The sequence below is a fragment of the Desulfatiferula olefinivorans genome (assembly GCF_054657895.1).
This window is the reverse complement of the sequence record NZ_BAAHXV010000060.1, coordinates 1-13503: the sequence shown is the minus strand read 5'-3', so window position 1 is coordinate 13503 and position 13503 is coordinate 1. Positions and strand designations below refer to the sequence as shown.

The following is a 13503-nucleotide window of genomic DNA, read 5'->3' as shown; positions in this document are numbered from 1 at the left end:
TGTCCTCTCAAATTTTTCCTTTGCCATGATCTCCTCCTCCGGGAACCAAATATATACCGGAAAATCAGTTTCAAAATTAAATTGCGTTAACCGTCACCTGCTGACGACATAGAGGGGCCGGCGCTCGGCTACCATCTGTAATGAGCAAACGCCTTGTTCGCATCAGCCATTTTATGGGTGTCTTCACGTTTCTTGACCGATGACCCTCGGTTGTTGGCCGCATCGAGAAGTTCTCCCGCCAGTTTTCGGGCCATACTTTTTTCAGAGCGTTTTTTTGCGTATTCGATCAACCACCGGATCGCCAGCGCGCGCCTCCGGGAGTGTCTTATTTCCGTCGGGACCTGATAAGTCGACCCGCCCACACGGCGGGATTTAACCTCGATCGCGGGCTTGACATTATCCATGGCTTTTTCGAACACTTCCAATGGATTTTCACCGGTCTTGCTTTCAACGATATCAAAGGCTCCGTAAAAGATTTTTTCCGCTGTGCTTTTCTTGCCTTGAGTCATGATACAGGCGATAAACCGAGAAACAAGTTCACTGTTGTATCGAGAATCCGGCATGATCTTCCGTTGCGGCACTTCCCTTCTTCTTGGCATTTTTCTAGCTCACCTTCTTAAGTTTACATTATAATCGGCTGAATCTGTCTACTTGGGTCGACGCGTTCCGTATTTGGAGCGGCCCTGCCTTCTATCTTCAACACCCAGGGTATCAAGGGTACCACGAACGATGTGATAGCGAACACCGGGTAAGTCCTTTACACGGCCGCCACGAACGAGAACAACGGAGTGCTCCTGAAGATTATGCCCCATACCCGGGATATATGCGGTAACTTCAACACCTGTCGTCAACCTTACCCTCGCTACTTTACGGAGAGCCGAGTTCGGTTTTTTGGGCGTGGATGTATAAACACGTGTGCAGACGCCCCGCTTCTGGGGCCCGCCCATAAGTGCCGGTGTATTGGTCTTCTTTTTTGTTCTCTTGCGTCCGTTACGCACCAGTTGATTGATTGTCGGCATGACAGTTAAGTTCCTTTATAATTTACAAATAATTCTCCCGTAAACGCAAAATACGGTATAATACACACAGTCTTATTGGTTGTCAAGGACTTTGTTATGGCCCTTTTTTTCTTTCACGGCAGGGGGTAAAACGGCTCTTCAGCCCACCCCCCTGTCGTGCTGATCGTCTATAGATCGATCGTCACATTTTCCTCCCGGGACACTTCGATTTCACTTTCAATCTCGATGTCACGGTACATGCGCACGCCCGAACCGGCAGGAATTAGCCTGCCCATGATCACGTTCTCCTTGAGTCCGGAGAGGGTATCGACTTTACCCCGAATACCCGCCTCGGTGAGAACCTTGGTTGTTTCCTGAAAGGATGCAGCCGAGATAAAGCTGTCCGTGGAAAGAGACGCTTTGGTGATTCCGAGAACCAGGGGTTCGCCCGTGGCCGGTTCGCCCCCTTTTTCGACAACTTCCCTGTTTACATCAGCAAAGCGCTGTCTGTCAACCTGTTCTTCAGCAATAAAATCGGTATCGCCCGCATCGATAATCTTGACGCGCTTCATCATCTGTCTGACGATGACCTCAATATGCTTGTCATTGATGCGAACACCCTGAAGTCGGTATACCTGCTGCACTTCGTCCACAAGATAGCTGGCCAGGGCAACCTCGCCCTTGATGCTGAGAATATCCTGGGGATTCTCACTGCCGCTGGTCAGTTTCTCACCGGCACGCACGTAGTCCCCTTCGTATACGTTCACATGACGTCCCTTGGGAATCTGATACTCTTTCTTTTCACCGACGTCCACCGGGGAGACGGTGACTTTCTGCTTGCCTTTGGTCCCCTTGGAAATGGACACAAACCCGTCGATCTCGGACAGAACGGCCGTTTCCTTGGGCTTTCTCACTTCAAACAGCTCGGCGACACGGGGAAGACCGCCGGTGATGTCCTTGGTTTTGGTGGTGGCCCGGGGGAGTTTGGCCAAAATGTCCCCGGCCTTCACTTCGTCGAACTCTTCCACAAGCAGAACCGCATCGACCGGAAGCGGGTATCGGGCTAGCCCGGAACCGAGAACGGCCGTTTTGTTGTTCGCATCCTTGATGGAAATCCGGGGCCTGACATCCCCCAGACGACTTTCGATGATCGTCCGGCTCGATTTCCCGGTCACCGGATCGAGTTTTTCCTGCATGGTCTTTCCCGCTTCGATATCGCCGAACTTGACCCGGCCGTCGACCTCGGTAATGATGGGCACCGTGAAGGGGTCCCATGTGGCCAGCACGTCACCGGCCTTGACCATCTGGCCGTCGGCGACGTGAATGCGGGCACCGTAGATAACCGAGTTCTTTTCACGTTCACGACCGGCTTCACCGACAATGGCGAACTCACCGCCGCGCCGGCTCATGATGATGCGATCACCCGAAGCCGTCTGGACGACGTTGAGGCCTTCAAGATACTTGATCTTGCCGTCGACCCGGGCTTTGATTTCGGCGACTTCAACCTTACGACTGGCCGTACCGCCGATGTGAAAGGTACGCATGGTCAACTGGGTTCCGGGTTCACCGATGGACTGGGCCGCCAGAATCCCCACGGCCTGACCCATTTCAACGGTCTGCCCGTGGGACAGATCCCGGCCGTAACATTTCGCACATACGCCCGTGGTGGCCTTGCAGGTCAAAACGGAACGAATCTTGATGGACGTGATCCCGGCGTTTTCGATGATTTCGAGGATATTCTCATCGATTTCAACGCCGTGCGGTACAAGAATCTCATCGGTAAACGGGTCGTACACGTCTTCTAAGGTCACTCGGCCCAGAATACGTTCACCCAGACGCTGAATAACTTCACCGCCTTCCATCAGGGCTTCGACTTCGATACCCATCAGCGTACCGCAATCGTATTCAACCACGGCACAATCCTGGGCGACATCGGCCAGCCTTCGGGTCAGATACCCCGAGTTGGCGGTTTTCAACGCCGTGTCGGCCAGACCCTTTCGGGCACCGTGGGTCGAGATAAAGTACTGAAGCACCGAAAGGCCTTCACGGAAGTTGGCCTGGATGGGCGTCTCGATAATCTCACCCGAGGGTTTGGCCATCAGACCGCGCATACCCGCCAGCTGACGCATCTGATCCTTGCTGCCTCGAGCCCCGGAATCGGCCATCATAAAAATGGAGTTGATGGTGTCTTCGGTTTTTTCGGCCAGTCGAAGGTCCTCGGACGGCTCATTGCGTTTCATCCGCATCGACGGCCTGTTCATGGACTTCATCATCTCATTGGCGATATCGTCGGTGGCTTTGGCCCAAATGTCGACCACTTTGTTGTATTTTTCACCCTGGGTGATCAGACCTTCCGAATACTGCCGGGCGATCTCGGTCACTTTGTCTTCGGAATCCTTGATGATATCCCACTTCGTTTCGGGAATGATCATATCGTCGATACAAATGGACAGACCACCCTCCGTGGAGTAACGGTACCCCATGTTCTTCAGCTTGTCGGACAGGATGACCGTGGCTTTGGGGCCGATATTCCGGTACGCGTAATCGATCAGCGCACGACAGGCGCCCTTGTCGAGCACCTTGTTGACCATGGCAAAGGGAACCCCCGGACGGATTCGGGTCACCTGGAAGATATAGTAGCGGCCGTCCATCTCGATCACTTCGCTGTAATCGTCCTTGTCCAGGCTGAACAGGGCATCAAGATCGGGTTCGGCGATTTTAAACGCACCGTCGAATTCCTCTTTGTTAAGGAAACCGAGAAGCCCGCCCCGATCCTTGTCGAGACTGGTTGAATGCTCGACGATCATCGCGGCAAAATCGGCTCCGTCGTTCAGTTTCCCGTAAACCGTGGCGGCCGTGTCGGCGTCTCTCAACAGAATATGCCGGAAAGAGTAAACCGGATCACTGGGGATGATTTCCCAGAGAATCACCCGGCCCACGGTGGTTTCAACCAGGCTTCCGTTCAGACGGACCTTGATGGCCGAGTGAAGGGATACCACGCCGTCATCATAGGCGATCCGGACCTCTTCGAGGCTTGCGAACACACTGCCCTCGCCTTTGGCCCCCGCAACCTGCCGTGTCATGTAGTACAGGCCGAGAACGATGTCCTGGGTCGGCACGATGATCGGCTGGCCATTGGCCGGCGACAGGGTGTTGTTCGATGCCAGCATCAGAACCCGTGCTTCGATCTGGGATTCAATGGACAACGGCACGTGAACCGCCATCTGGTCACCGTCGAAGTCGGCGTTGAACGCCGTACACACCAGAGGATGAAGCTGAAGGGCCTTGCCTTCGACCAGAACCGGTTCGAAGGCCTGGATACCCAATCGGTGCAGGGTGGGAGCACGGTTGAGCATCACCGGATATTCCTTGACCACTTCGTCGAGGGTGTCCCAGACTTCCGGCACTTCTTTCTCGACCATTTTTTTGGCGCTTTTCACGGTCGACACAAACCCGGATTTTTCCAGACGGTGGTAAATATAGGGTTTGAACAGTTCCAGCGCCATTTTTTTGGGCAGACCGCACTGATGAAGACGAAGATCCGGGCCCACGACGATAACGGTACGTCCGGAATAATCCACGCGTTTTCCAAGGAGGTTCTGCCGGAACCGGCCCTGCTTTCCTTTGAGGGTATCGCTGAGGGACTTCAGCGGCCGTTTGTTCGTTCCGGTGACCACGCGGCCGTGGCGGCCGTTGTCAAACAGAACATCCACGGATTCCTGAAGCATGCGTTTTTCGTTACGGACAATGATGTCCGGCGCCTTGAGCTCGACCAGGCGCTTGAGCCGGTTGTTCCGGTTGATAACCCGGCGGTACAGATCGTTCAAATCGGACGTGGCGAAACGTCCGCCTTCCAGCGGGACCAGCGGACGCAAATCCGGGGGAAGCACGGGGATGACATCCATGATCATCCAGGAGGGATCGATGCCCGAATTCATGAAGGCGTCGATGATCCTCATGCGCTTGCTGAGCTTCTGACGCTTGGCCACCGACGTCACGGAACGGACTTCATCACGCAGTTCGGTGTAGATGGTCTTGATGTCCAGTTCTTTGAGGAGGGTTTTCACGGCCTCGGCCCCGATACCCACCGTAAAGTTGTTGGCGCCGTAAAGATCCATGGCGTCCTGATACTGATCTTCGGTCAGCATCTGGCACCTGGTCAGGCCCGTGTCTTTCGGATCAAGAACGATGTAGCTGTCAAAATACAGAACCCGTTCCATGTTTTTGAGGGTAATATCCAGCAAATTACCGATCTTGCTGGGCAGGCTTTTCAAAAACCAGATGTGGGAAACCGGCGTGGCCAGTTCGATGTGCCCCAGGCGCTCACGACGCACCTTGGACTGAATGACTTCGACCCCGCACTTTTCACACACAACACCACGGTGTTTCATGCGTTTGTATTTACCGCAATTACACTCATAATCCTTGGTCGGCCCGAAGATCTTGGCACAGAACAACCCTTCGCGTTCGGGCTTGAAGGTCCGGTAGTTGATCGTCTCGGGTTTTTTTATTTCACCATGAGACCATTGTCGTATCTGCTCAGGAGAGGCCAGTGAAATCTGGACCCCTGAATAAAGCTTGGGGTCGATCGGTTTTGCGAAAAAATCGTATAATGTTTCCACGTTCCCCTCCTTAGTTCCCTTCAATGAGGTTGATATCCAGACCGAGACTCTGAAGCTCTTTTGTCAACACCCTGAATGATTCGGGCAAGCCCGGTTCAAGGGCCGTCTGGCCCTTGACGATTTTTTCGTACATACGGGTCCGGCCGGCCATGTCGTCGGACTTCACCGTGATGAACTCCTGCAGGGCATAGGCCGATCCATAGGCTTCCATGGCCCAGACTTCCATTTCACCGAGACGCTGTCCGCCGAACTGGGCCTTGCCGCCCAGAGGCTGCTGGGTGACCAGCGAGTAGGGTCCGATCGAACGGGCGTGGATTTTGTCGTCAACCAGATGGTGAAGTTTGAGCATGTACATGGTGCCGACCGTGACTTTGCCGTCAAAGGGCTCCCCGGTCCGACCATCGAACAACTGGGCCTGACCCGACGGGCTCACGCCGGCCTCGGTCAGAAGGTCCTTGATGGTTTCTTCCTTGGCTCCGTCGAAGACGGGGGTGGCCATGTGCACGCCGTGTTTGTAATGGCCCGCGAACTCGTATGTTTCATCATCATTCAGACCGTCGATGAACGTTTGTTCAGACGCCGATGAGAATATCCGTTTCAGTTTTTCCTTGATCGCTTCCTTTTTTTTCTCTTCGATCAGGGCGTTCAGCTGATTGCCCAGACCCTTGGCCGCCCGGCCGAGGTGGATTTCGAGAATCTGGCCCACGTTCATACGAGACGGAACACCCAGGGGATTGAGAATCATATCCACCGTGGTTCCGTCCTCAAAATAGGGCAGATCCTCCTGGGGAAGAATACGGGAAACAACACCTTTGTTCCCGTGTCGACCGGCCATTTTGTCGCCCACGGACAGCATGCGCTTCATGGCCACATACACCTTGATCATCTTGATCACGCCCGGAGCAAGGTCATCACCCTTTTCAAACCGGACCACCTGATCATCGAAGGCCTTGCGTGCCGCATCCACATGCTCCCGGAACCGGTCCAGAATTTCATGGACGCGGGCCGTGCGGGCGGCATCCTTGAGGACGATGCCTTCGAACTGCAGCAGAGGAATGTCCTCGACCATGTCCTGTGTGATGTCGCAATCGGCATCGATCAAAAGATCCTTGCCCTTGCGCAGCGGTGATTCGCACTGCCCGCCGATCACAAGATCCAAAATCTTCTCCCGGGCACATTCCTCGCTGATGCGGATATCGTCATCGCGGTTCGTTTCAAGGAGAAGGATTTCCTCATCCTCGATCTGACGGGTCCGATCGTCCTTGCCCACGCCGCGGCGCGAAAACACCTTGGCATCGACCACAATTCCGGACACGCCGGGCGGAACACGCAGCGAGGTATCCTTGACATCGCCGGCTTTCTCTCCGAAAATGGCCCTCAGGAGTTTTTCCTCGGGAGACAGCTGGGTCTCCCCCTTGGGCGTGATTTTTCCGACCAGAATGTCACCGGGTTTCACTTCGGCGCCCAGCCGGATGATTCCGCTGTCATCCAAATCCTTGAGGGCTTCGTCGCCCACATTGGGAATGTCCCGCGTCACCTCTTCCTTGCCCAGCTTGGTGTCCCGGGCAATCAGCTCGAACTCTTCGATGTGTACCGAGGTGTAGACGTTGTCCCGGACCAGGGTTTCACTGACGAGAATGGAATCTTCAAAGTTGTAACCGCCCCAGGGCATAAAGGCCACGGTGACGTTTTTACCCAGGGCCAGCTCACCTTTTTCCGTGGCCGGACCGTCGGCGATAACCTCACCGGCTTTCACGGCCTGTCCTTTCTTGACGATGGGCCGGTGGTTAAAGCAGGTGTTCTGGTTGGACCGTTTGAATTTGGACAGATTGTAGATCGTCACCGGCGGACCGGGAACCTCGTCGTCTATATCGTGTTTGAGAACAATCCGTGCGGCATCCACATGCTCAATGATCCCGTTGCGCTGGGCCACGATGGCGACACCGGAGTCCCGGGCCACGACGCCTTCGATGCCGGTACCGACCAGCGGTGCGCTGCTGGTAATCAAAGGAACGGCCTGGCGCATCATGTTGGAACCCATCAGGGCTCGGTTGGCGTCGTCGTTTTCCAGAAAGGGAATCAGGGACGCCGAGACACTGACCAGCTGATTGGGCGAGATGTCCATCAGCCGGATTTCTTCGTTGGGAACCATCTGAAATTCACCCTCGACCCGGGACGTCACCAGCGGATTCACGTACCTGTTGTTGTCGTCCAGGGGCGCGTTGGCCTGGGCAATGGGGTGGTCCTTTTCCTCGAAGGCGCTGAGCATCTTGATTTCATCGGTCACCGACGAATCGCGCACCACGCGGTAGGGCGTCTCGATGAACCCGTATTCGTTGACGCGGGCGTAAGTACACAGCGATACGATGAGACCGATGTTGGGACCTTCCGGCGTCTCAATGGGACAAATCCGGCCATAATGGGACGGATGAACGTCGCGCACTTCAAAGCCGGCCCGTTCACGGGTCAGACCGCCGGGTCCGAGGGCGCTCAGACGGCGTTTGTGGGTGGTTTCCGACAAGGGATTGGTCTGGTCCATAAACTGGGACAGCTGGCTTGTTCCGAAAAATTCCTTGACCACGGCGGAAACGGGCTTGGGATTGACCAGATCATGGGGCATCAGGGCATCCACTTCCTGCATGCTCATCCGCTCCTTGATGGCCCGTTCCATACGGACAAGACCGATGCGATACTGATTTTCAAGCAGTTCACCCACGGCCCGGACACGTCGGTTGCCCAGATGATCGATATCGTCGACCGTACCCTGGGTATCGCGCAGTTCGATAAGAATCTTGGCCGTCAGGAGGATATCCTCCTTTCTAAGAATCCGGATTTCCATGGGGGTGTCGATACCCAGCCGGTGGTTCATTTTCAAACGCCCCACACCGGACAGATCGTAGAAGGAGTCCCTGAAAAACAGGTGATCGATAAATTCCTGGGCGACCTCGGGGGTCGCCGGGTTGCCCGGACGCATGCGGCGGTATATTTCAATAAGTGCTTCGTCTTTGGTTTCGATCTTGTCGGCGATCAGGGTTTTCCGGATGGAATCGGTCGAAAAGACCGCGTCCTGATAAAGAACTTCAAATTCCTGAATCCCGGCGTCCTTGATCCGGCTGATCACGTCTTCGTCGACAAGGTCACCGGCTTTGGCTATGATTTCACCTGTTTGCGGAATCGAAAGCGTAACGGCCAGCCCCTTTTCCGCGACATCTTCGGCACTTATGGGGAGTTCGGTGGTTTCGGCGACCTTCAACTGTTTGATGGCGCGCTTTGTAAACAGCCTTCCTTTCTTGACGACAACTTCGCCGTTCGTCTTGTCGACGATATCGAAACTGGCGCGCTGTCCCTTGAGGAACTCTTCATTGAATTCCTTGAAAAACTCATCGTTGCGAATGTAAATTTTTTCTTTTTTGTAAAAATAGTTGAGAAGGTCCTCGCTGCTGTAGCCGAAGGCCTTGAACAGAACCGTCACAGGAAATTTTCTGCGTCGGTCGATGCGGATATAAACGATATCCTTGGGATCGATTTCCATATCGATCCATGAGCCGCGAACGGGGATGACGCGGGCCGAATAGATAATTTTGCCGCTGGAATGGGTTTTACCCTTGTCATGGTCGAAAAAAACGCCGGACGACCGGTGCAGCTGGCTGACAACGACACGCTCCGTTCCGTTGATGATAAAGGTGCCCCGGGCGGTCATCAAGGGAATGGTCCCGAAATAGATTTCCTGCTCTTTGATGTCCCGAATATTGGATGTGCCGGCTTCCTTGTCGATATCGAATACAACCAGACGAACCCGGATACGAATGGAAATTTCATAGGTCATGCCGCGCTGGATGCACTCTTCGACCGAATGCTTCACTTCTCCAAACGAATAGGATACGTATTCGAGAGATGCCGTGCCCGTAAAATCCTTGATCGGGAAAACAGACCTGAAAACAGACTGGAGTCCTATATCTTCGCGCTTTTCAGGAGGAACATTCATCTGCAGAAAGCGGTTGTACGAATCCCGTTGCATACCGATCAGATCCGGGATATCCGCTATTTTGTGCTTCCCGCCGAAATTTTTCCTTAGACGCTTGGTAACCAGAGGGTTTACTGTCATATCATCTCCGTATTGGTTTGATGGAACTGCAGAAATAGGACAAACGGAAAAAAGATGAGGGTAAAACCCTCACCTTTTATCCGTATCATAGACAATAATAATGACGTTATCTGGTCTATTTCAGTTCGATCTGAGCACCGGCTTCTTCAAGCTGTTCCTTGATTTTCTGTGCTTCGTCTTTAGAGACGCCCTCTTTTACGGGTTTGGGAGCTTCGTCAACCAGAGCCTTGGCTTCTTTCAGGCCAAGACCGGTAATAGCGCGGACTTCCTTGATTACGTTGATTTTCTTGTCACCGGCGGTGACGAGAATCACGTCGAATTCGGTCTGCTCTTCTGCGGCGGCGGCACCGGCGTCAGCGGCAGGACCGGCAGCCATCATGGCCACGGGAGCAGCAGCGGAAACGCCGAATTTGTCTTCGAGTTCCTTGATCAGTTCGGAAAGTTCGAGAACTGTCATATTTGCAATAAAATCAATAACATCCTGTTTTGTAATATCAGCCATTCTATCCTCCGATAATCTATCTTTACGCTTTCGTATGATTCAAAATGTATAAACCCGTGCTTATCAAGCCGCTTCTTTTTGTTCTTTGATTGCCTGAAGAGCATTCAAAAGACCGCGCGGTACAGCTGCAAGAACCTGGACAATACCCGTGGGAACCGCATTCATTGCAGAAAGAACCTGACTGAGCAGAACTTCCCGCGAGGGCAGAGACGACAGGGCTTTGATCCCGTTGACGTCAATGGCCTTGCCGTCCATGACGGCCCCTTTGATCTGGAACTTGTTGTTTTCTTCAGAAAATTTAGTGAGAATTTTCGCCGGAGAAACAGGATCGTCGTAGCTGATTGCAATGGCGCTGGGCCCTTTGAACATGTCCTGCAAAGCAGCCACATCGGTATTCTCGGACGCGCGCCGCAGCAGCGTGTTCTTGATGACACGGAAGTCAATGCTTTCTTTGGTCAGTTCAGAGCGAAGCCGTGTCACGGCAGCAACATTCAGACCCTTATAGTCCGTCGCAATGACGATCTTGGACCGTTTAAAGTCTTCATGGAGCGCGGTGACAATCTCTTTTTTTTGATTAATATCCAAAACTGATTACACCTCCTTTACTAAGAAATTTGCATTCTCGGAGGCCAACGATACCAAAACGCGATGTCTCGGTAGGCCGGCAACGCCGATTAAACACAGATACTGCATGTGCACCTACTGTCTTTGACCTTTAGCACATATGTCTAAAACGATCCGGCGGTCCGGTTCAAGCCCCGTCATGCCGGCGTTTATCCATCATTACTTCGTGATTTCCTTGACGGCCGCGGGATCGATTTTCACGCCGATACCCATGGTGGAGGACACCGTCACGCCCTTCACATAGGTCCCTTTGCTGGCGGACGGCTTCAGCTTCATCAGGATATCCAGGAGAGCGGCCATGTTTTCGATGATTTTTTCCTTGCCGAAGGACACCTTGCCCAGGGGCGCGTGAACAATGCCGTTTTTGTCGACACGGAAGTCGATTTTACCGGCTTTGAGTTCATTGACGGCCTTGGCGATGTCAAAGGTGACGGTTCCGGTTTTGGCGTTGGGCATCAGACCGCGAGGTCCGAGGAGCTTACCGATCTTGCCGACGGTTCCCATCATATCCGGCGTAGCAATGGTTTTGTCGAAACCGAACCAGCCGCCTTTGATTTTCTCGAGAATGTCATCCCCTCCGGCGAAATCCGCCCCTGCGTCAAGGGCTTCCTTTTCCTTTTCGCCTTTGGCGAAAACAAGCACCTTCACTTCTTTACCGAGGCCATTGGGAAGAATGACGGACCCGCGAACCATCTGGTCCGCATGCCTGGGATCGACACCGAGTCTGACAGCCACATCGACCGTTTCATCAAATTTTGCGAAGGACCGTTCGAGGGTCAGGCCCACCGCCTCTGTGATGTCATAACGTTTCTGGCGGTCCAGATCCTTTACGGCTTCTAAATATTTTTTACCTCGTTTAGGCATTTTACCAACGTGCTCCTTTGAATGTTAGGCGACTTCAATTCCCATGCTTCTTGCGGTACCGGCGATGATTTTGCAAGCGGCTTCAAGATCGTTTGCATTGAGATCTTCCATTTTGAGTCGGGCAATCTCTTCAATCTGTTCTTGTTTCAGCTTGGCGACCTTGTTACGAAGGGGATCACTGGAACCTTTGGCAATTTTGGCCGCTTTTTTGATAAGGAACGAAGCGGGAGGTGTCTTGGTGATAAACGAGAACGATCGGTCCGCAAACACCGTGATAACGACCGGAATAATCGTTCCGGGATCATTGGCGGTACGGGCATTGAACGTCTTGCAGAAATCCATTATATTAACACCATGCTGACCAAGAGCAGGTCCGATCGGCGGTGAGGGATTTGCCTTTCCAGCCTCTACCTGAAGTTTAATTTGGGCAATAACTTTTTTTGCCATGGTTCTTATCTACTCCTGAATATAGTCTATAACTTCGTAACCTGGACAAAGTCCAACTCAACTGGCGTAGCACGACCAAAAATACTCACCAGCACTTTTATTTTACCCTTTTCGGGATTCACTTCCTCAACCGTTCCGTTGAAATTCGAGAACGGACCGTCCACCACCCGGATTTCATCGCCCGTTTCAAAGAAAAATTTGGGCTGCGGTTTTTCCTTGCCCTCTTCCATTCTCGAGAGAATCCGTTCGGCTTCGCTGTCACTGATGGGTGTCGGCTTGTTGCGACCCCCAAGAAATCCCGTCACTTTGGCCGTGTCATTCACCAGGTGCCAGGTATGGTCGTCGAGATCCATCCGGATCAGAATGTATCCGGGATAGAATTTGCGTGACGATTCCTTTTTCTTTCCCTTGACAAGCTCGACCACCTGCTCTGTCGGGACAACGATGCCACCGAATTTTTCCGGATGCGGAAACGCTTCTATTCGTTCCTCTAAGGCGGACTTCACCTTGTTTTCAAATCCCGAATAGACGTGGACAACATACCATTTCAGAGCCAAAATAAAATCTCCTGATTAGTGAAGAACCATTCGGATCAAACCCTTCAAGCCAAGATCGAACAACCCAAGGAATGATGAAACGATGATCACCAAAACAATGACGACAACCGTCGATGCAACGGTCTGATTTTTTGCCGGCCAGACGACCTTTTTCAGCTCGGCTTTCACCTCGCGTAAAAAGCTCTGACTCTTTTCAATGAATCCCGGCTCTTTGGGCGTCACGGTTTTCTTTGGCCCCGCAGATTTCGGTTGAGGCGCGGGCCGTTTGACAGCCTCCGTTTTCGGAACATCGACGTTGACGGAAGCACCCTCGGCACCCGGTTCAATCGAACCGTTCTGCGTCGGCTTGTTCTTCAGCCGTGATTTCCGGCTATCCGGTTTCTTCTTGAGTATACGCCCCATGATGCTCCTAACTAACTATCCTGCGCGTTGGTTAATCAAACGTCATAGTAAAATGGCAGGCCAGGAGGGGCTCGAACCCCCAACATTCGGTTTTGGAGACCGACGCTCTACCAATTGGAGCTACTGGCCTTGAATCATGAAACAAACGATGCCTTATTTCGTTTCCTTGTGGACCGTGTGGGTTCCACAAAACCGGCAGTACTTCTTGAACTCGAGTTTGTCCGGTGTGGTTCGTTTGTTTTTAGTCGTTGTATAATTCTTTCGTTTGCATTCAGAGCAAGAAAGATTAATGATCACTCTCACAGACTTTCTCCTTAATGGCTATTGAATGATACCGGCCACAACGCCCGCACCAACCGTCCGGCCGCCTTCACGGATGGCG

General features: G+C 53.0%; 11 protein-coding genes and 1 tRNA gene. All 12 read right to left on the bottom strand.

Features of this window, described 5'->3' with window-relative positions; genetic code table 11:
- Window positions 1-128: 128 nt before the first annotated feature.
- The 12 genes from rpsG to rpmG all read right to left on the bottom strand — a co-directional run bounded on the left by rpsG (window position 129) and on the right by rpmG (window position 13424).
- The gene (gene rpsG, locus ACYQ11_RS21235; protein WP_459925840.1) at window positions 129-599 is read right to left on the bottom strand and encodes a 30S ribosomal protein S7; all 471 of its coding nucleotides are present in this window, start codon (window positions 597-599) and stop codon (window positions 129-131) included.
- A gap of 48 nt (window positions 600-647) precedes the next feature.
- Window positions 648-1019 carry a 30S ribosomal protein S12 gene (gene rpsL, locus ACYQ11_RS21230; RefSeq protein WP_459925839.1) on the bottom strand — a complete coding sequence of 124 codons (372 nt, stop codon included), beginning with the start codon at window positions 1017-1019 and terminating at the stop codon, window positions 648-650.
- A gap of 167 nt (window positions 1020-1186) precedes the next feature.
- A complete protein-coding gene (gene rpoC / locus ACYQ11_RS21225; RefSeq protein ID WP_459925838.1) occupies window positions 1187-5620 on the bottom strand; it encodes a DNA-directed RNA polymerase subunit beta' in 4434 nt (1477 codons plus the stop codon).
- 10 nt (window positions 5621-5630) lie between these two features.
- The gene (rpoB, locus tag ACYQ11_RS21220) at window positions 5631-9725 is read right to left on the bottom strand and encodes a DNA-directed RNA polymerase subunit beta (protein ID WP_459925837.1); all 4095 of its coding nucleotides are present in this window, start codon (window positions 9723-9725) and stop codon (window positions 5631-5633) included.
- A gap of 115 nt (window positions 9726-9840) precedes the next feature.
- Window positions 9841-10227, bottom strand: coding sequence for a 50S ribosomal protein L7/L12 (rplL, locus tag ACYQ11_RS21215; RefSeq protein WP_459925836.1), 387 nt, complete (start codon window positions 10225-10227; stop codon window positions 9841-9843).
- Between the two features lie 63 nt (window positions 10228-10290).
- Window positions 10291-10812 carry a 50S ribosomal protein L10 gene (rplJ, locus tag ACYQ11_RS21210; protein WP_459925835.1) on the bottom strand — a complete coding sequence of 174 codons (522 nt, stop codon included), beginning with the start codon at window positions 10810-10812 and terminating at the stop codon, window positions 10291-10293.
- Window positions 10813-11010: 198 nt separating this feature from the next.
- Window positions 11011-11715, bottom strand: a complete 705-nt coding sequence (rplA, locus tag ACYQ11_RS21205; RefSeq protein WP_459925834.1) for a 50S ribosomal protein L1 — start codon at window positions 11713-11715, stop codon at window positions 11011-11013.
- A gap of 24 nt (window positions 11716-11739) precedes the next feature.
- Window positions 11740-12162, bottom strand: coding sequence for a 50S ribosomal protein L11 (gene rplK / locus ACYQ11_RS21200; protein ID WP_459925833.1), 423 nt, complete (start codon window positions 12160-12162; stop codon window positions 11740-11742).
- 26 nt (window positions 12163-12188) lie between these two features.
- Window positions 12189-12719 (bottom strand): transcription termination/antitermination protein NusG, encoded by a 531-nt coding sequence (gene nusG / locus ACYQ11_RS21195; protein WP_459925832.1) that lies wholly within the window; start codon window positions 12717-12719, stop codon window positions 12189-12191.
- Window positions 12720-12734: 15 nt separating this feature from the next.
- The gene (secE, locus tag ACYQ11_RS21190; protein ID WP_459925831.1) at window positions 12735-13121 is read right to left on the bottom strand and encodes a preprotein translocase subunit SecE; all 387 of its coding nucleotides are present in this window, start codon (window positions 13119-13121) and stop codon (window positions 12735-12737) included.
- 53 nt (window positions 13122-13174) lie between these two features.
- A tRNA-Trp gene (locus ACYQ11_RS21185) sits at window positions 13175-13251 on the bottom strand.
- 23 nt (window positions 13252-13274) lie between these two features.
- Window positions 13275-13424: a 50S ribosomal protein L33 gene (gene rpmG, locus ACYQ11_RS21180; protein ID WP_459925830.1), complete on the bottom strand. Its 150-nt coding sequence runs from the start codon at window positions 13422-13424 to the stop codon at window positions 13275-13277.
- Window positions 13425-13503 lie beyond the last annotated feature (79 nt).